The organism is Stappia sp. BW2 (assembly GCF_008107695.1).
In the GTDB taxonomy this organism is placed as follows: domain Bacteria; phylum Pseudomonadota; class Alphaproteobacteria; order Rhizobiales; family Stappiaceae; genus Roseibium.
This window is the reverse complement of the sequence record NZ_VIRG01000036.1, coordinates 342,124-361,549: the sequence shown is the minus strand read 5'-3', so window position 1 is coordinate 361,549 and position 19,426 is coordinate 342,124. Positions and strand designations below refer to the sequence as shown.

Below are 19,426 nucleotides of genomic sequence, written 5' to 3'. Positions count from 1 at the left end.
CAGCATACTCCCTTTTTCTCTGACTGCCTGGAGACAGCGATGCACGACCTTGACCAGATGCCAGGACACCTGATCCGCCGCCTGCAGCAGATCGCAGTGGCGGTCTTTCACGCGGAGGTGGAAGCTGTCGGGTTCGACATGACGCCGGTGCAATTTGCGGCGTTGGTGCGGGTGTCTGAAAATCCGGGCATCGACCAGATCACGCTGGCGGGGCTGATTGCCTATGACCGGACCACCATTGCCGGTGTGGTCGACCGGTTGGTTCAAAAAGGGTTTCTGTCACGCGCGGTGAGCGAAAAAGACAGACGGGCAAAGGTGCTGCATATGACCGACACGGGTAACGAGGCGCTGACACGGCTTAGACCCGCGGTGGACAAGGCACAGGACGTGATGCTGAGCGGGCTTGACCGGCAAGAGGCCGAAGACTTCATGCGGCTGCTGCACAAGGCAACAGAAGCAGTCAATGGCCTCAGCCGTGCACCTCTGCGCTCCGCGTCAAAGGCCGCTGAAAAGACTTGAGCGGCCTGTACCCCTCCCCTCTCCGGCCGGCAAAAGGCCGGAAATCGGCAGAGCCTATTTCTCTGCCCAGAAATCTGCCTGCAGGCTCGCCGCTTCCTCTTCCAGAAGCGGCCCGACAACCTCCACATTGCGCTGGCCTGCGGCAAACACCGTCCTGCAAGGCAGATCAAGCGTCGGGTTTTCCTCGTGGTCGCCGGTCTGTTCCTTGAGAGCCTTTTCCGTCTGGCCGAAGACGACCCGGCCGATGCCCGCCCAGTAGACAGCACCCGAACACATGGCACAGGGCTCCGCCGAAGTGTACATGGTGCAACCTGCCAGGAAGTCCGGCCGCCAGCGCTTGCTGGCCCGTGTTGCCAGCAGCCTTTCGGCGTGCGCCGTCATGTCCTGCCCTTCGGCCGAATAGCCGTTTCCCTGCTCCATCAGAACCTCGCCGTCAGGCCCCGCCAGCAGACATCCAAAGGGATGATCGCCCGTTTCCCGCGCCTGACGCGCGATTTCGAAAGCCCGGCGCAAAAGCGCGATATCTTTGTCGTCTGGAGTATCGGTCACGCATGGCTCCTTTGATTTCTTCCAGTCGAAGGGAGCACGATCCCGTTCACGCTGCAAGACCTTGAAAACAGCCAATCGGATTGAATAGCAAACGATCAAAAGACTGGCGATTTAAAAGGCAAATGCTGAAATATTGTACTGGCCGGCACGTTTCTTGTCGTTTCATCTTGGAGCTTTCTTGACAAAAATCGCGCGCGGGTTTCCCGTAAGTGACGAGTAGAAGCGGTGGAGCCCAGCGGCTCCGACATTGCTCATCTTTCAGGTTTTCGACGATGCTCAGGGCAAAGATGCCCTGCATCCAGAAGCAGGAGATGACGATGCCGGCCAGAGACAACAAAACGCTCCCGCCACTCGAAAACCTTCCAGAGAAAATACAGCGAAAGGGTGTGCCGATGCGCATGTTTGACGGTAAGTCGTTGGTTGTTGCCATGGCGGCAATGGTTGGGTCGTTTCCGGCGGCTGCGGCCGATCTCGTGACCTATCAGCTCGACTGGTTGCCCGGCGGCGACAAGGCACCGATCTATGTCTGCATTGAGGAAGGCTTCTGCGAAGACGCCGGGCTTGAGGTCAAGATCGAACCTGGGCGCGGGTCCTCGGAAGCCATCACGAAGATCGCCACGGGCGCATCGGACATCGGGTCCGCCGGCATGGGCGCCCTGATGGCAGCCAAGGCGACCGAAGGTGTGCCGGTGACGGCTGTCATGAGCATCTTCAACATGGGGCCGCACGCTTTCTACACGACCAAGGACACCGGCATCACGTCGATCAAGGATGTCAAAGGCAAGAAGATCGCGACCTCGCCCTTTACCTCCTCCAACGTCTTCCTGCCGCTGGTTCTGGCCGACAACGGATTGACGGAAGAAGATATCACCCTGACCAAATCCGACCCCGGCGCGCTGGGGCCGTTGCTGATGACCGGCCAATCGGACGCAATCATCGCCTGGTTGACCGATGTGTCGCGCTACTCCGGCCAGGCGGCGGACGCCGGCAAGGAACTGGTTGTGCTGCCCTGGGCAGATGCAGGGCTTGAGCTTTATTCCGCATCGCTTGTTGCCAGTGACAAGTTCCTTGAAGAACGCCCGGACGTTGCCAAGCGCTTCGTGGCGGCCTTCAAGAAGTCTCTCGAATTTGCCTACGCAAACCCGGACAAGGCAGCAGCGGCTGTTGCCGCTCAGGTGCCCGAGCTTTCGGCGGAAGACGTCAAAGGGTCCTGGCTGGATGCGTCCAAGCTCGCCTTCAACGAGGTCACGGAGAAATTCCCGCTCGGCACCATCGACGCTGACCGGCTGGCGGCAACATGGTCCCGCGTGGCCGCAGCGCAGGCTCTGGACCCGGCCTCCCTGAAGCCTGAAGACGCCGTCAACCGCTCGTTCCTGCCGGCTGCGGAGTAACCCTCAAGTGGCGCTCACCAGCAACGCGATCAGCTTTTCCTCGGTCGGTCAGACTTTTCTGACCGGCTCGGGGTCCGTTACCGCCCTGGACGGGGTTACCGTCACCATCGCACAGCATGAGTTTGTTGCGGTGCTCGGCCCATCCGGATGCGGAAAATCGACCTTGCTGAGGCTGACCGCCGGTCTGATGAAACCTTCCAAGGGAACGGTGAGCGTCTTCGGCAAGGAAGTGACGATGCCAAGGGACGATGTCGGCATCGTGTTTCAGAAACCGACATTGCTGCCCTGGGCCAACATCGAGGACAACGTCGTCTTCCCGGTGCGCCACAAATACGGCCGGGTGACGAACGAAGACCGCGCCCAGGCGCGCGCGATCATTGAAACTGTCGGCCTGAAAGGCTTCGAAAAGCGCCTGCCGTCGGAACTTTCCGGCGGCATGCAGCAGCGGGTCGGCATTGCCCGGGCGCTGTTTCTCAATCCGGACATTCTGCTTATGGATGAGCCGTTTTCAGCGCTTGATGCCCTGACCCGCGATGCCATGGGCATAGAGCTTCTGCGGCTGTGGCAGGCAAGCCCGAAGACCGTGCTCTTTATCACGCACTCGATTCCGGAAGCCGCGCTGCTGGCAGACAGGATCCTGGTGCTGAGCGAGCGTCCCGGGCGGATCATCGCGGACCTTCAGGTGCCGACCGCCCGCCCACGGGACGAAAGCGCGTTGAGGACACCAGAGATGCAGGATTTTTCGGCTGAACTCCGTTCGCTCCTCATCCGGAAGGAAGCCGCCTGATGACTGCCAGCGAGACGCAAGACCCCGCCATGGCCAAGACCACCTCAACGCAGGACCGTCGGGTGCAGCGAGTGCCGATCTCCGAAAAGCTGCTCCGCATGCCGGCCGTGCTTCCCCTGATCACCTTTCTCCTGATCCTGATTGTCTGGGAGGCCGGAACACGGCTGTTTGCCGTTCCCTCCTTCGTGCTGCCGGCCCCGTCCCGCATTCTGGGTGGCTTTGAAAGTGTTTCGGCGGGGCGCTGGATGGAGCATGTCTGGGCCACGCTGCGGGTCGCCCTCATCGGCTATGCGGTTTCGTTTGTCATCTCGCTTCCGATTGCCGTCGGCCTTGCCAAATCCAGACTTCTTTCCGGTGCGTTCTATCCGTTGCTGGTTGTCATCCAGTCTGTTCCGGTGGTCGCCGTCGCACCGATCATCATCGTGGTGCTGGGCACCGGCGATGCACCGCGTGTCGTGATCACCTTCATGATCTCGTTCTTCCCACTGGTCGTCTCAATGACGACGGGTCTGGCTGCCACGCCGCCGGAACTGATCGAACTGTCCAGGTCGCTGCGCGCGCCCTCCTTCCGGGAAATCACCCAGATCCGTCTACCCTTCGCGACGCCCTACATCTTCTCCGGCATGAAGATTTCGATCACGCTGTCGGTCATCGGCGCTGTCGTCTCCGAATTCGTCGCGGCCGATAAGGGCATCGGCTACTTCATCCAGTTTTCCACGTCGATGTTCAAGCTGCCGCAAGCCTGGGCCGGGCTGGTCATCCTGGTGATCATGTCGCTCGTCCTGTTCCAGTTGGTCAGCGTCGCGCAGCGGATCTTCTTTCCCTGGTCGCTGCCGAAAGGGCAGAAATGACCGACTTCCTGATCACCAACATAGATTATGGCCTGACCGGAAACCGGGATGGAGCCCGCCTCAGCGGTGCCGTCAGGGTTCAGGACGGCCGGATTACGGACATCGGCCACCTTCAGCCGCAGGAAGGCGAACGGCTCGTCGATGCGAGCGGATGTGTGGTTACACCCGGTCTGGTGAACACCCATCACCACCTGTTCCAGTCGGTGCTGAAGGCTGTGCCGGAAGGCATGAATGCGCCGCTCGATGACTGGCTCATGACCGTTCCCTACAGCTATTGGCCGCTGATCGATGAGGAGACCCTTCGTGTATCCGTCCGGATCGGGCTGGCGGAATTGCTCCTGACCGGAATGACGACAGTCTGCGATCATCACTACGTCTTTTCAGACCGTTACGACTACGATCCGGCCGACGTGCTTTTTGAAGAAGCCGAAGCCCTCGGCATCCGTTTCGTTCTGGCGCGCGGCGGCGGTACCAAGGGCCGGTCCTTTCCCGACCCAAGCCTGCCGCCATCCCCCTGCGAGACACTGGACGCCTTTCTGGCAAGCATCGAGAGCACGGCAAACCGTTGGCATGATCCGTCTACGGCTTCCGTCCGGCGGGTTGCCGTCGCACCGACCACACCGACCTTCAACGTCGATGCCGGTGAGCTTGCCGACATCGCCCGCTTTGCCCGCGGCAAGGGCCTGCGCCTGCATTCGCATCTTTCGGAAAACCGGACCTATGTCGACTTCACCCTGGCGAAATACGGCAAGCGGCCGGTCGACTGGCTTGCCGGGCAGGAGTGGCTCGGGCCGGATGTCTGGTTCGCCCATCTGGTGGAATGCGACCGCGACGAAGTGCAGCTTCTTGCGGAAACCGGCACCGGCATGGCGCATTGCCCGCAGGCAAATGCGCGGCTCGGCTCGGGTATTGCCCCGGCTGACGCCCTTCATGAGGCCGGCGGCCATGTATCCCTGGCCGTTGATGGCGCAGGCGCAAACGAGGCGGCCGACATGGGGGCCGCACTTTACAGCGCCTTCGCCCTGCACCGAGCCACGAAGGGCGTGGAGGCCGTGCGTGCCGAAACCCTGCTGAGCTGGGCAACCGAAGGCGGCGCAAAGGTGCTCGGCCTTGAAGAGACCGGCGTGCTGCGCCCCGGAATGATCGCCGACATTGCCATTTTCGACATTTCGGCACCCCGCAATATGGGCCTTCACGACCCGGCTCTGGCGCCGATGCTGACAGGCGCCGCACACCTGCGCCACAGCTTCGTTGGCGGACGGCAGATCGTCCGGGACGGCTCGATCCCCGGATTGGATCTGGCCGGGCTCGGCGCGGACGCCAGGCGTGTCACCCGGAAACTGATGGAACGCAGAAAGGACATGATGGCGCCTGACCGGGCCCGCGCCGCCCTGGCCTGACGGCACACCGCCTGCCCCCTGCAGGCGCAATCTTGTGTGGAGTAGAAGCTGTCAGTGCCGTTCGGCACGGGTCATTGCTCCCGGACCTCTTTCTCAAGGAGAACGGAAATATGAGCACCTCTGCATCTTATGGTCTCGTCGAACTGGAAAAGGAAAAAGGCTTTGGCGGCGTCGGCGAAACGGTCGACCGTGCCATTCCACAGGTCGACATGTCGGACTTTTTTTCCCGCAAGGCCGAGATCACCGAGGATCTGTGGGCCGCGGCGACCGAGATCGGCTTTTTCCAGCTCAGCAACCACGGCATTCCGCAGGACCTGATCGACGAAGCTTTCCGGCTGTCCGCCGGTTTCTTCGACCTGCCTGCCGAAACAAAGGAAAAATACCCCCTTCGACCCGGCACAAACGCCGGCTGGGAGTTCAAGGCGCAGGTTCGCCCCTCCACCGGCACGGCCGACCAGAAGGAAAGCTACCAGATCACCCTGCCGCGCATGAAGGGCCTCTGGCCGACCGGAGAAGAGCTCTCCGGCTTCAAGGCGACCATGCTGGCGTTCGAGCGGCACAACTGGGCGCTGGCGATGAAGGTTCTGTCCTGCTTTGCCGACAAGCTGACGTTTCCGGCGGATTTCTTCACTGAGGGGCACGATCCGCTGACGCCGGAATATCAGTCGACCCTGCGGTTGATCCACTATCTGGGCATGGAAGATGCCAAGCCGGAAGATTTCAAGTTCTGGCGGGCAGGTGCCCATACCGATTTCGATTGTCTGACCCTGCTGCATCAGAAGGCGGGACAGGGCGGCCTGCAGCTTTGCCCGGGCAAGGACAGCCAGGGCCGAGCAATTGCCTGGACCGACGTGCCGCCGCTGGAAGGCGTGATCACCTGCAACATCGGCGACATGCTGATGCGCTGGTCGGACGACAAGCTGTTGTCCAACCTGCACCGGGTGCGCATGCCCAAGCCGGACGAATATCTTGGCCCGCGCTACTCGATGGCCTATTTCGCCCAGGCGAACATGGACACCCTCCTCAGCGGTCCGGAAGGCAAATATGAGCCGATGACCGCACATGACTACATCCAGATGCGGCTCGGCGCCAATTTCGGCAAGAAATAAGCGCGGCCGCACCATCTAACGAAGTAGAACCACGGCACCAGACCCACCGTTTGAAGCGGTCGCTGCCGTGGTTGCACCATTTCCGGCGTGAATTGTACGCAAGACTATCCAGAAGCTATCGAACCGCCAGCCTTTACTTTTGCGGCCCGTCCTTTAGGCTTGGGGACACGACGAGCACCCGCCACAGAAACGCGGCCTCAAAACTCACCCAATAGACAGAATTGCGATAGGCATCATGACCGAAGCCAAAAGCGGCGACACGGTTCGTCTTCACTATAAAGGCACACTGGACGACGGCTCCGTCTTTGACAGCTCCGAAGGGCGCGACCCGCTGGAATTCACCGTGGGATCCGGCCAGATCATCCCGGGCCTCGATCAGGCTATCCCGGGCATGAAGGTCGGAGACGAGAAGACGGTCCGCATCGAACCGGACAACGCCTATGGCGCCCACAATCCGGGGGCTCGCCAGGCCGTTCCGCGCAGCAACATTCCGGACAACATCCCGCTGGAAGTTGGTCTGCAGCTTCAGGCGCAGACAGAGAACGGCCAGATGATGACCGTGACCGTTGTGGAGATTTCCGAAAACGAAGTCATTCTGGATGCCAACCATCCGCTGGCCGGCCAGGCACTGACGTTCGAAATCCAGCTAACGTCGATCAACTGAGACCCTGCAGGGTGCAGGACGTCACGTGCCGTAACGGCACCTGCACGCTAAATTGAACAAGAGCCCCGCGGTTTGCCGCGGGGCTTTTTTTGCGGCTACGGCTGGCTGTAAAGCGCGTGGAGCGCACAAACATGTGGCAGAGAGCGGCAACATCAGCGTTCGGCAGACAAACGCTCCAAGAGGGCGAAGACCAGCCAAAACCTGCGCCGTGTCCGCTCTTCGCCGACCGCATTTCATGGCCGTACCGAGCCCCGACAAGCGGTCGATTGAAGTTGAAGAAAACATGAAACTGCGCCGGCTTGCCAGAATCTGCCTTATTGTGATGTCAAAGTGGTCTAAGACGATTGCATTTCCTACAACGGTCACCCTATGTATGTTATTGGTTTTCATAAGCTCTTGTCGGGGACTTCGTATTCATGTCGGTAGATGTTGACGCGCTGGTGGACAGACGGCGCCTCAGACGTAAAGTTACCTTCTGGCGGATCGCGACCTTTGTGGTCATCGCCGCCGCCCTGATCGGAGGGATGCTATACGTCTCCGGCGGCTCGGAATTATCCAAACGGTCAGCACATATCGCGCGCATTCCGATCGAAGGCGTCATCCTCGAAAGCCGCAAAACCTTGCAGATGATCGACAAGATCGGCAAGTCCGACGCGGTCAAGGGTGTGGTGATCTCGATCAATTCCCCCGGCGGCAGCACGACCGGCGGCGAAGCGCTCTACGAGGCTCTGCGCAAGCTTTCCGAGAAGAAACCGGTGGTTGCCGAAATCCGGACCATCGGCACCTCCGCAGGCTACATGATCGCTCTTGCATCCGATCATATCGTGGCAAGATACAATTCCATCACCGGCTCCATCGGCGTTCTGTTCCAGTTTGGCAATATCAGCAAACTCATGGAAACGGTCGGTGTCGAGATGGATGCGGTCAAGAGCGCCCCATTGAAGGCGGAGCCTGACTTCTATTCAGAGACAACCCCGGAGGCGCGGGCCATGCTGCAGAAGCTGGTCAACAACTCCTACGACTGGTTCGTGTCCCTGGTCGCCGAGCGGCGGTCCATGGACCTGCCCAGAGCCAAGGAACTGGCCGACGGCCGCATTTTGACGGGCCACGATGCCCAGACGGAAAAGCTGGTCGATGCCATTGGCGGCGAAGATGCAGCAATCGACTGGCTGGTAACTGAAAAGGGTGTTGCGAAGGATCTTCCGATCGTCACCTGGACCACCAACGATAATCTGGAAGAACTGCCGTTTTCCTCGCGAGTCTCGCGAGAGTTCGGAAAAGGCATCGGATCGGCTCTTCTGGAGCCGGTTAGTGAAGCTAAGGGGCTGATTCCACGGGGGCTTACGCTTGACGGGCTCGTATCCGTTTGGCAGGCTTCTGGCGGGGCAGACAAAAATCCGTAAACGAGGGGGCACGTCATGATCAAATCTGAGCTGGTTCAGCATATTGCCGAACAAAATCCGCATCTCTATCAACGGGACGTTGAGAACATCGTCAACGCCATCTTGGATGAGGTCACCGAGGCGCTCATGCGTGGCGACCGCGTAGAATTGCGCGGCTTCGGCGCGTTTTCCGTCAAGAACCGCCCCGCTCGTGTCGGTCGCAATCCACGCACCGGCCAGAAGGTGGAAGTGGATGAAAAATTCGTACCCTTCTTCAAAACCGGCAAGGAAATGCGTATACGGTTGAACGATGGTGTGGATCACGGCGACGACTGATTGCGCTCGCCACGACACGCCATTTAAAATCGACGTCTGATCTGGCCAAAACCGGGAGAACCCAGTGACCCGTTTCCTCAAAAACGTGATCTTGTTCGCAATCGCGGTGGTCCTGATCCCATTGTCGGTGGCAAACCGCCATACGGTGTCCCTGTCGCTCAACCCCCTCGACCCGCAGGACCCGCGCCTGACGATCCCGGACATTCCACTGTTCTGGATCATCTTCGCAAGTCTGGGTGTCGGCATCATCATCGGCGGACTTGGCGCATGGGCCAAGCAGGGCCGCTGGCGCAAGGAAGCCCGCGTGAAGCGCCGGGAAGCCGCGAAGTGGCACAAGGAAGCCGACCAGCTGCGGGAATTGAACACCTCGTCCCAGCCGGCGTCCGGCATCAAAGGTCTGGCAGGACCGGGCAATCGCAACGCCGCCTGACCGGCCGACACTCACATGCGTATTATCTCCAGCGACGAGATTGATGCTTGCCTGGAAGACAGGGCCGTCCTGGAAACGCTGCGCCGGGCCTATCGCTCCAGCACCGTCGCGCCTCAGGCATCCCCCTTGGCCATCGGCCGGCTGAACCACCAGCAAGGCGCGCTCACCGTACAGCCGGCGTGGACCGACTTCACCGCACAGGGTGACGTCAAGCGCGGTTACATCGGCTGTTCCCTGGCGCTGGATCTTCCGGAACAGGCCGGACTTTCCTCCAGTCTCTATCTGCTGTTTTCCGGCTCTGGCGGACAACCGATTGCCCTTCTGGACGGGATACGCCTCACCGTCTGGCGAACCTCCGGTCTTCATGCGCTCGGCGCAAGCTATCTCTCCCGCGAGGATACAACACGGCTGCTGATCATCGGCAACGACCCGAGACTGCCCCGGCTGGTGAGCAGCTACGCCGCCGTGCGCAATCTGACATCAATCCTGCTGGCAGGCGTCTCACCGGAAATACAGAAGCGGGTGGCCGCCCTGCCTGCCCTGAAGGGGGTGAATGTCGGTGTCACCAGCGAAATCTACGCCGCGCAGGAAGGCGCGGACATGATCTGCATCGCCGGGCCGGAAAGCGATACGGGCACCTACCACGCCCTCACCTATCTCGACCCTCCCGCCGGGTGTCATATCGATGTGCTTGATCCCGAAGCGCAGTTGCCAACGGAGCTGTTGCAGGAAGCCCGGCTGTTCACCACCGACCTGAGCGAGCCGCCGCGACCGGACCTGGAATGGGCCGCTGATCTGAAGGACCTCACCCAGGGCAGCAAGGCCGGGCGGCGCTACTATGGACAGCGCACGCTGTTTCTGCCCGCCCAGCACACAGGCCTTGCCGATTACGCGCTGGCAGCACACGTTTTTTTGAGAACGTGATCACTGGAAGTTGTGCCAAGAAGCACCCATATCGACGATCAGTCGTGGGAAACCACCAAAGAGTGTGCCCGTGAGGGTTGCCCGGACGATGGTCTGGCCACTATGAGGTCGCTTCCCAATTTGAATTTGAAGGAGTTTAACATGCTGACGACGCTTGCCTATTCGGCGAGCCTTCCGGCAATCGCACTTGGGCTGATTTACTACGTGTCAGCCTGCTCCGGGCTTGTCTATTAAGCCTTGAAGCCATGCTGGCGGCTTGCGCCAGCACGCAGGTACGGCCCGCTGGGAAGGGCTGGCGCGTTCTTTTGACGACGCCAAACACAATCCGAAAAAACGTAAAGCCGGTTCCTCGTGGACCGGCTTTTGTCGTTTCGGGGCGCTCACCTCCGCCAAAGCTATCAGTTGGTCGGGCCCGTTCCCGAGCGATGGCCCGGCAAGGTCCAGCCACGCAGGATAGCGCCTCCGCGCAGGATCAGCGCAAAGCTTGCGGCAATGATCGCTGCAAGCAATTGCGGCGCCCCCAGTTGCATCAGCACCACGAAGCCGCCCGCCCCTGCAAAGGCCGCGCCCACATAGATCTCAGGCTTTACGATGGAAGAGGGCTCATCAGCGATGGTATCCCGCAGGATACCGCCGAAGGTTGCGGTGGAAACGCCCATGAGGATTGCTACCAGGATCGTGTCCCCCACCGTCAAGGCTTTGGCCGCCCCCATGACCGAATAGGCTGCGATCCCGACAGCATCGGCCCACCTCAAAGGTTTGCTGAGCTTTTCGATCCATTCAGCGAAATACCAGACGAGCGCGCTGACGACGAAGCACACCAGCAGGTACGCTTCGTTCTCCACCCAGAAAACCGGCAGGCCCAACAGGAGGTCACGCAGGGTCCCACCACCGATCCCTGTCAGCGTGGCAAAGAACAACAGGGCAACGATATCCAGTTGCTTGCGCGAGGCGACGATGCCGCCGGTAATGGCGAACACCGCCACTCCGAGATAATCCAGCAATTGCAGCAGCATTCCGTCCCCCTGCCCCACGGTCTTCTCGAAGGCATTACCTGAGGTCCGGATCTTTGTCATCCCGTGGCGTGTCGCACCGGTGATCGGCGCCGCCCCCTTGAAGACAAAGAAATTACGCTAAAACCATGGAAGGGATCTGACCGGCCGGCTTTGAGATCCGCCTGATATGGTGCGCCCAAAGAAAAGGGGCTGCTCCGCACGATACGAAAGCAGCCCCTTCAAAAGCAATAAGGCCGGTTGACCTCAGGCGTTCTTGTCGACTGTCTGCCCGGCTTCCGCCGTTGCTGCTACATCCTTCGGACCGCCCTTGGAAACGCCGACCATGGCCGGGCGCAGCACGCGCTCGCCAATGACGTAGCCGGCTTGCATCACCTGTACCACGGTGTTGTTCGGCACTTCGGTGTTCGGCACTTCGAACATCGCCTGGTGGAAGTTCGGATCGAACTTCTGGCCTTCTGGGTCCAGCTTCTTGACACCGTTCTTTTCAAGCTGGTTGAGCAGATCGCGCTCAATCATCTCAACGCCTTCAATCAGCGAAGCAACACCCGCGTCGGCGTTCTTGCGGTCGTCTTCCGGCAATGCTTCAAGCGCGCGGCGCAGGTTGTCGGAGACCGTCAGCATGTCACGGGCGAAGCCGGACACTGCGTACTGGCGGGCATCCTTGACTTCCTTTTCCGTGCGGCGGCGCAGGTTTTCCATTTCCGCCATGACACGAAGCGCACGGTCCTTCAGTTCCGCGTTTTCAGCTTGCAGAACTTCGATCGGATCTACACCGGCGGCCTCTACAGCTTCCGGCTGTTCCGCTGCTGCAGTTTCCGGCGTTGCTTCTGCCGGCTGCTCTTCCGGGGTTTTGTTTTCGTCGCTCATGAATGATCCGTTTGCTCAGACTGTTTGCGGGTGCTTATACGACCGGTTGAGGATTTTTCAAAGAGGATCGGCGGATAGGCTTTCGCTTACCCGCCGGATGCGCTCATATGAACCGCAGCCGGTCAGCCGCAGACTCTTGTCGCTGTTAAAGGGCGCTCTTGATCCAATCGGAGAGCTTGCCTTTCGGCGCGGCACCGATCTGGGTTGCCATCGGCTCACCATCCTTGAACAGGATCAGCATCGGAATGGACCGGACGCCGTATTTCATGGCCATGTCCTGGTTCTCGTCGATGTTGAGCTTGGTGATCTTCACCTGGCCGTCCATCTCCTCGGAGATTTCTTCAAGAGCCGGGGCAATCATCTTACACGGACCGCACCATTCGGCCCAGAAGTCGACCACGACCGGTGCGTCGGATTTCAGAACTTCGGCTTCGAAGGAAGAGTCGGTAACTTGTGTGGTAGCCATAACTAGATCTCGTAGGTCTCAGGAGCGCGCCTACCCGATGTAAGCGCGTCAGTTGGCAAGAACGTAGGAAGCCGAAGGCCTGCCGTCAACCCGATGTGCCGTCAGGACGCAGTCCGGCGAAGGTTTCTTCGAGCACCTTTTCGGGGATTTCCATCAGGCTCGGCACCGCGGTCCACAGAAGCTGGGCGGAAATCTCCCTGCCCGGATAAATCTGCTTCAGCATTTCCCTGTAAACACAAAGCTGTGCGCGGTACTCGAGCGGGATTTCAGCAACTGTCGCCGGCGGATGGAAATTGGTCTTGTAATCCACAATCACCACCCGGTTATCCTCAACCACGAGCCGGTCGATCTGGCCGGAGATCTCGACTTCCGTGCCATCGCTTGCCCGAATCGTCCCGACCAGCGGAACTTCGGCGCGGGCATGACCGCAAAACAGGGTCTCGAATTCCGGCATGTCCAAGATCGCCGCCACCTCGCGCAGAAGGTGGGGACTTCGGTCCGCGAATTCCGGTTTGAGGGCCTGTTTCAGATAGGCCTCCGATGCGGCTATGCGTTCGTCTTCGGCAATGTCCGGCAACAGTTCCAGAAGGCGGTGAATCAAACGACCACGCTCCAGCGGCCAGGACGCGAGGTCCCTGCCGGCCTGCAGACGGGAGACCGCAGGCACCGGCTCGATACCTTCCTTTTCCTCCATCGCCTCAAAAGCCCTCGAGGGCTGAAGGCGCTTCTTCTTGGGAAGTGGGCGGACAGGGGTGGAGAGCCAGTCCGGCAGCGGACGTTCCTCGCTGGGCGGCTCTTCAGACCTGTGCACGGCGCCACCTGTCTCCGGCTCAGCAGTGGCTCCTTCCTTCTGCCAGCGCCAGGCGGAAACGGACCCATCCCTTTCGGTCAGCTCACGTGCCTCGGGTTTCAATGCCCGCGAGACCATGGAGTACCAGCAGTTCTCGTGGGCGCCGCGTTTCGGTTCCCAGCCGCAGACGATCAGCCTGTCTTCGGCGCGGGTCAGCGCCACATACAAGAGGCGCCGATACTCTTCCTCCTGCGCATCCCGCAGGGCTTCCACCGCCGCATCGTGCCAGGGTGTCCGGTCTGCCTTGGGCGGCAGCCAGACCAGAGCCGGAGGCAGCAGATCGTTTTCCAGGCGTTTGCGCGGCAGGAAGGCCGGATCGTGGATCGCACTGACCGGGGGCGCACCCGGATCGACCAGGACGACGATCCGCGCTTCCAGCCCCTTGGATCCATGCACGGTCATGATGCGAACCATGCCCTTGGTGTTGGTCAGCTCGCGCTTGATCTCGGTCGGTGCCGCTGCCATCCAGGCAAGAAAGCCTTCCAGGCCCGGCGTGCCGGATTGCTCATAGGCGATGGTGAGCGCCAGGAACTCGTCCAGAACGTCGTCGACTTCCACCCCGAGCCGGGCGCGGAAGGCCTTCCGGCCGCCATCAGCCCCCAGAAGGCGGGCATAGAATTCGTAAGGCGGCACGAAGTCGGCTCGTGCGCGCCAGTCTTCCAGCTTTGCGCGGACAGCCTTCCACTTGTCAGAGGTGTCGGACCGTTTCACCAGCATCTGCCACAGCGTTCCGGGCCGCACCTTTTCCGGCGTTTCCCGGGCAACCTCCAGCAGGTCGTCGTCCGTCAGGTCGAACAGGGGGCTCTTCAACACGCAGGCAAGCGACAGGTCGTCTTCCGGCAGCAGCAGGAAGCGGCCGAGGGCAGCGAGATCCTGAACCGCGATATGGTCCGTCAGCACAAGGCGGTCACTGCCGGCAGCCGGAATGTCCAGCTCCTTCAGTTCGCGGTTGAGCGCTTCGACAAAAGGTCCGCGCTTGCGCACGAGGATCATCACGTCACCGGGATCTGCCGTGCCGTCGCGCATCCACTGGGCGATTTCGGCCGCGATACGCCTTGCCACCTTCAGCATCGGGCTGCCCGAGCCGACATGGTCAATCGGCTGCCGCCAGTCGTCCGGCTCCTCGATCTCGGCTTCGGCCTCCAGAGGCCACAGATCGACGATCCCCGGGTCCCGCCGGATGGCTTCATGAACCGGTGCTTTCACGTCCTGTGAAAGGCCTCTGTGGGCACTTTCGTCGTGGAACACCTTGTCGACCGCCCCCAGCACATCCGGTGTGGAGCGGAAGGAAAGTTGCAGATTGACCGAATGGAACTCCAGTTCGGCCGCCTTGGCCTTGCCGGAGAAAGACCGGCGCATGGCATCGAAATAGGCCGGGACGGCCCCTTGGAACGAGTAGATCGACTGTTTTTCGTCGCCTACCGCAAACAACGTGCGCACCCTGTCTCTCGCGCCGGTCCCGGCGAAGAATTCCGAGGCCAGCGAGGTCACCACCTCCCACTGGCGCGGGCTGGTGTCCTGGGCTTCGTCGACGAGGATATGATCGAGCCCCTGGTCAAGCTTGTATTGCACCCAGAGCGCTGCGTCCGACTTCTGCAACAGCGTTGCCGTCTTGACCACCAGATCCTCGAAGTCGAGATAGCCGCGGGCAATCTTGGCACGTTCGTAGTGACCGATCACGGCATCGGCCAGTCGCAGCAGCGAGGAGGTCCCCTCATAGGTTGCCACCTTGCGGCGCTGGTCCAGCAGCTCCATCAGGCGCTGTTGTTCGGCTTCCAGCGCTTCAAGCATCTGGGGGAACGCCTCAGCGACCTTCTTGGTGGCGAGCGACTTGCGCGGCTCAAGCTTGGCGGTCAGAAAGATCGCCTGCCAGGCTTCGCGGAAAGCGGCACTGCCGGTGAGCTTGGCCGCAGCAACGAGATCGTCCGCACGCGCCTGATCGGTCTTTGTGCCGGTGCGCAGGGCTTCGGCATAGGCAAGACAGGTGTTCAGATCGAGCGGGCAAGCGCTTCGGAATTGTTTGTCGAAGTCCGCCAACCGTAGCTCGGGATCGGTTTCCAGAAGCTCGGCCAGTTCCGCAAGAGCGGTTTCCAGATCGCCGGCATCGACCGTCCAGCGGCGGAAGGCATCGCGGCTCTGGATCAATTCGTCCAGCGCCTTCTGGGCGCCGCCGTCGCTCATCAGATCGATGACAGACGCAAGCGCCCTGCCGAAAGCGCTGTCCGGCTCGGTCTCGGCAACATGCAGCACGGTGGCGCGCGAAGCTGCCATGAGTTCCGCCGCCACCCGGTCGTCGAGCACGGCAAAATGGCCGGCGACATTCGCCTCCAGCGGAAACTGGTGCAAAAGAGATTCGCAGAAGCCGTGGATGGTCTGGATCTTCAGCCCGCCCGGCGTTTCCAGCGCGCGGGCAAACAGACGGCGCGCCATGGCCAGACGCGCGGCATCGGGCTTGCGGCCTTCTATGTCCTGCAATTCGCCTGCGAGTGCTTCATCATCCTTGGTGACCCATTCGCCGAGGATCTTGAAGACGCGGGTCGCCATTTCGGCGGCCGCCGCCTTGGTGAAGGTCAGGGCCAGAATGCGGGAGGGATCAGTGCCGTCGAGCAGCAGCCGCACCACACGGCGGGACAGCACGAAGGTCTTGCCCGACCCGGCATTGGCACTCACCCAGGCAGAGGCCCGCGGGCGGGAGGCAAGATCCTGCCGCTGTCTGGTCACCTCGGGGATCTGAAAGCTCATGACGGCTCCTCCGATCCAAGTGCCCATTCCTGTGTTCTGGCAAGATGATCGTAATCACCGCCCATCTGTCGTTCGCGCATGACACGGGCGCGGGAGAGGTAGCCGATATCTTCCCTGACATAGTGGGCGATCAACTGTTCCAGCCGTTTCCAGGCATCTTCCACCAGATCTTCCAGCGCCGTGTCCTTGGGGTTTCGCGGCGCTTCGATCACCGGTTCGCTGCCGCCTTTGAGCTGCAGATACAAAAGCTCGGAAATCGGTGCATCCGCTGGCACATCCTTGAACCCGAACCGCCGGATCATCGCAGCTTCCAGAGGCAATTGCGGCGACAGCAATGCGTCGACCTGCTTTTGCGAAGGCACTTGGCCTGTCTTGTAATCGACCACCGAAAGCCCACCACCAGTCAGAAGGTCGATCCGGTCCGCCCGGCCGCGCAGGCGGAAATCGAAGCCGGGCAGCTTTATCTCCACACCGCCGCCGATTTCCAGGAACCGCTGATTGACGTGTTGTGAGCGTCTTGCTTCATAGGCAACGAAGCCCGCCGCAATCTTCTGGAAGCGCGGCCACCAGAGGGCCCGTATCGCCGGAAAGGCATCGAGCGGCTCGAACAGCTCTTCACCGATTTCCGTCAGGGCCTTGACGGCGCTGTCGTCAAAAGGGCCGGTCCAGGTCAGCAGGAAGTCGGCGAGCGCGTCGTGAACGAGATTGCCCTTGTCGGCTGCCCCCGGTTCCCCTCCAATCGGATCCACCAGCTGCAACTCAAGGACATGACGGGCGAAAATTGCATAGGGATCACGGATGAGGCGCTCGATTTCCGTGATCGAGAGCGACTTCGGGCGCGCAGCCAGAGGAGGACGCGGATGGGGACGGGACGCAGGCCGTACCGCGCCTTCCGGCCGGTCAAGCTGGGCAGCCAGGGCGGAATAGACCCGACCTTGCGCTTCCAGCTTCTTCGTCAGATCCGGCCCGGCAAGCGTCGTCAGACGTTGCAGCCAGCGGGACGCAACAGTGGGCGCGCCGTCGGAGCGGGCGGCACGTGAAAGAAGGACACGCCGCGCGCCCATGCCTTGCGCGAAATCATGTGCAGCCGAACCTAGTCGGCGTTCTGGCGGCTCCAGCCCCATGTCGCGTTTCATTGGCCGGTTCAGCCACGGGTCGTTCCGGGTACGCTGCGGCCAGATCCCTTCGTTGAGGCCGCCCAGGATGGCGAAATCGAAGGCCTGAAGCCGTGCTTCCATGGGGCCAAGGATCTGTACCCTCTGGTCGCCAGGCAGCCTGCGCCGCACAGCTTGACCGGACATCAGCGCGGGCAGAACGGATGGCCATTCGCCGGGAGGAATTTCCAGACCGCTTGAGCTTGCTTCCAGAAGCCCGGTCAGGAACTGGGCCAAAGCCTCGCCCGCCTCGCCGGAATAGAGTTCCGCCACCGAGCCTTCGTGGTCAATCGAGATTGCTTCGATCACCTCGACATGGCGCCGGGCGAGATCGGTCAACAGGATCGTTCCGCTTTCCTCGGCGAGCTCTTCCAGTGGCTTCACCGCAAGGGCCAGCCGGTCGACCAGGTTCCCGATGACGTCCCAGTCTTCGTCGTGGATCTTCTTCCAGCGCGGCGTGTGGGCCTTGCCCACCTCTTCCCGGCTTGCCTCGACAGCCAGACGCAAGCCTGCGGTACCCGGCCGGGCGCGCGGCCCGCGGACGACACCACGCTCCAGCGCACGGGCGGCAGACCGAATGTCCTTCACCGGCAGGCCAAGCCGTGTCAGCGGATGTTTCAGCAGCGCCAGAAGATCGATCGGCTCGCAGCCACCGAGCGCGAGTTTCGCGGCCAGGATCGCAAGGATCGCCGGTGCGGTCTGATCGAGCGGGCGGCCGGCACTGTCGTCGACCTGGATGTTCCAGCGGGCAAGCTCGGCTGCGACCCGGCGCGTCAGCATGCGGTCCGGCGAAATCAGCGCTGCGCTTTCCTGACGCTCGATGGCTTCACGCAAGGCAATCGCCACGCTCAAGGCTTCGTCTGCCTCGTTGCGGGCGGTCATGATCGAGACGCCTTCGAGAGCCTTCGCCCTGTCCGTTTCCGAACGGCTGTCCAGATAAGCTGTCCAGCCATCGGAGGTGTCGGCCGGGCGGAGCGCTTCGGAGACAAGTTCCTCGCGCAACAGGAGGCCCTGGTCCGGGTCTGGCCCAAGCGTTGCGACCTCTTCCCGCGCAGCTCCCAAACGGTCAAGCAACTGCTTCAGCGAATATTGCGGATGGGACGGCAAGGTTGCCGTGCCCGCTGGCGCCACACCCTTGCGCGTGGACGCCTTGCCGGTCCTCTGTCCGAGAACTGCCCAGGAGCGGTTGTCCAGATGCCGGTCCAACCCCGGCAGAACAACGACACCGGCTTCCAGCCTCGACACCACTTTCAGCAGTTCCGCAGTGGCCGGAACGGAGCCGGTGACGCCCGCGACAATAACCGGGCCGTGCGGAGGTGTCCTTTCCAGGCGCTCGGCCTCCCGCCGGATCAGCGCGGACCGGCGAGCCTTCGGGTCCATCATCTTCAGTTCGGCGAGATGCGCCGGCCAGGCCTCGCGCACGATCTGGAGGAAATCGAGCGTGATCTGCCAGTACCGGGCATGATCCTCCGGCACCAGACCGGACAGCTCCGACCAGTCGGCTTCTTCCGTCTCGACCTCGTCCATCAGTGTCAGCAAATCCGCCGCCAGCCAGGCGGCGTCGGCCGTCGAGGCCGGAAGGCCAAGAGGCTCATCGGACCTGAGGCTGAGGGCTTCCCGGCGCAGCATGCCCTTCCAGGCCTTCACCAGCCGCGTCATCGCCAGATGGCGTTCCAGAAGGGGCATCGCTGGCGGCAAGGGTTCCAGATCGGCGTTGGCGGTCAGGCTCTGGGCGTCCTCATCGGCATCGCCCACCGGGCGGATGGCAGGCAGCAGAACCGGCCGGCCATCGAACCGCTGCTGGAAAAGTTCAGGCAGCAGGCGCGCTGCACGGCGTGTCGGCAGATACAGCGTGACCGACGGCAGCAGCAGCGGATCGTCCAGCGGACGAAAGCCGGGGATCAAGGTGCCGTCGAGCAGGGTGTCGACCAGCGTTTTCAGAAATGGGACGGACGGCGGGACAGACCAGAGGCGCGCGCTGCGGGCCAT

The 19,426-nt window shown here is 61.6% G+C and carries 17 protein-coding genes; 11 read left to right on the top strand and 6 right to left on the bottom strand.

The window, feature by feature from the left end; all coding sequences use genetic code 11:
- Positions 1-39 precede the first annotated feature (39 nt).
- Positions 40-519 (top strand): MarR family winged helix-turn-helix transcriptional regulator, encoded by a 480-nt coding sequence (locus FMN63_RS01865; RefSeq protein WP_148582237.1) that lies wholly within the window; start codon positions 40-42, stop codon positions 517-519.
- 54 nt (positions 520-573) lie between these two features.
- Here FMN63_RS01865 and FMN63_RS01860 read toward each other — a convergent pair whose 3' ends face one another.
- On the bottom strand, positions 574-1,068 hold the full coding sequence (locus FMN63_RS01860) for a nucleoside deaminase (protein ID WP_148582236.1): 495 nt from the start codon (positions 1,066-1,068) through the stop codon (positions 574-576).
- Between the two features lie 398 nt (positions 1,069-1,466).
- Between FMN63_RS01860 and FMN63_RS01855 the strand changes: the two genes are divergently transcribed.
- The 10 genes from FMN63_RS01855 to FMN63_RS01810 all read left to right on the top strand — a co-directional run bounded on the left by FMN63_RS01855 (position 1,467) and on the right by FMN63_RS01810 (position 10,342).
- Positions 1,467-2,459, top strand: coding sequence for an ABC transporter substrate-binding protein (locus tag FMN63_RS01855; RefSeq protein ID WP_148582399.1), 993 nt, complete (start codon positions 1,467-1,469; stop codon positions 2,457-2,459).
- Positions 2,460-2,466: 7 nt separating this feature from the next.
- Entirely contained in the window at positions 2,467-3,246 is a 780-nt protein-coding gene (locus FMN63_RS01850; protein WP_148582235.1) for an ABC transporter ATP-binding protein, read from the top strand.
- Positions 3,246-4,097, top strand: coding sequence for an ABC transporter permease (locus tag FMN63_RS01845; protein ID WP_148582234.1), 852 nt, complete (start codon positions 3,246-3,248; stop codon positions 4,095-4,097). Before FMN63_RS01850 ends, FMN63_RS01845 begins: the two co-directional genes overlap by 1 nt.
- Positions 4,094-5,497, top strand: a complete 1,404-nt coding sequence (locus FMN63_RS01840) for an amidohydrolase family protein (RefSeq protein ID WP_148582233.1) — start codon at positions 4,094-4,096, stop codon at positions 5,495-5,497. The genes FMN63_RS01845 and FMN63_RS01840 overlap by 4 nt, the downstream gene beginning before the upstream one ends.
- Positions 5,498-5,607: 110 nt before the next feature.
- A complete protein-coding gene (locus FMN63_RS01835; protein WP_148582232.1) occupies positions 5,608-6,606 on the top strand; it encodes an isopenicillin N synthase family dioxygenase in 999 nt (332 codons plus the stop codon).
- Positions 6,607-6,841: 235 nt separating this feature from the next.
- Positions 6,842-7,270, top strand: a complete 429-nt coding sequence (locus FMN63_RS01830) for an FKBP-type peptidyl-prolyl cis-trans isomerase (protein ID WP_148582231.1) — start codon at positions 6,842-6,844, stop codon at positions 7,268-7,270.
- Positions 7,271-7,686: 416 nt separating this feature from the next.
- The gene (gene sppA / locus FMN63_RS01825) at positions 7,687-8,673 is read left to right on the top strand and encodes a signal peptide peptidase SppA (protein WP_148582230.1); all 987 of its coding nucleotides are present in this window, start codon (positions 7,687-7,689) and stop codon (positions 8,671-8,673) included.
- A gap of 15 nt (positions 8,674-8,688) precedes the next feature.
- Entirely contained in the window at positions 8,689-8,988 is a 300-nt protein-coding gene (gene ihfB, locus FMN63_RS01820) for an integration host factor subunit beta (RefSeq protein WP_006940254.1), read from the top strand.
- A gap of 64 nt (positions 8,989-9,052) precedes the next feature.
- Positions 9,053-9,418: a lipopolysaccharide assembly protein LapA domain-containing protein gene (locus FMN63_RS01815; protein WP_148582229.1), complete on the top strand. Its 366-nt coding sequence runs from the start codon at positions 9,053-9,055 to the stop codon at positions 9,416-9,418.
- Positions 9,419-9,433: 15 nt separating this feature from the next.
- Positions 9,434-10,342, top strand: coding sequence for an ornithine cyclodeaminase (locus FMN63_RS01810; protein ID WP_148582228.1), 909 nt, complete (start codon positions 9,434-9,436; stop codon positions 10,340-10,342).
- A 398-nt stretch (positions 10,343-10,740) separates the two neighbouring features.
- Here FMN63_RS01810 and FMN63_RS01805 read toward each other — a convergent pair whose 3' ends face one another.
- The 5 genes from FMN63_RS01805 to addB form a co-directional block, all read right to left on the bottom strand.
- Entirely contained in the window at positions 10,741-11,358 is a 618-nt protein-coding gene (locus FMN63_RS01805) for a trimeric intracellular cation channel family protein (protein ID WP_148582398.1), read from the bottom strand.
- A gap of 243 nt (positions 11,359-11,601) precedes the next feature.
- Positions 11,602-12,225: a nucleotide exchange factor GrpE gene (gene grpE / locus FMN63_RS01800; protein ID WP_148582227.1), complete on the bottom strand. Its 624-nt coding sequence runs from the start codon at positions 12,223-12,225 to the stop codon at positions 11,602-11,604.
- A 145-nt stretch (positions 12,226-12,370) separates the two neighbouring features.
- On the bottom strand, positions 12,371-12,691 hold the full coding sequence (gene trxA / locus FMN63_RS01795) for a thioredoxin (protein WP_148582226.1): 321 nt from the start codon (positions 12,689-12,691) through the stop codon (positions 12,371-12,373).
- Positions 12,692-12,776: 85 nt separating this feature from the next.
- A complete protein-coding gene (gene addA, locus FMN63_RS01790; protein WP_205513778.1) occupies positions 12,777-16,310 on the bottom strand; it encodes a double-strand break repair helicase AddA in 3,534 nt (1,177 codons plus the stop codon).
- The gene (gene addB / locus FMN63_RS01785; protein WP_148582225.1) at positions 16,280-19,426 is read right to left on the bottom strand and encodes a double-strand break repair protein AddB; all 3,147 of its coding nucleotides are present in this window, start codon (positions 19,424-19,426) and stop codon (positions 16,280-16,282) included. Before addB ends, addA begins: the two co-directional genes overlap by 31 nt.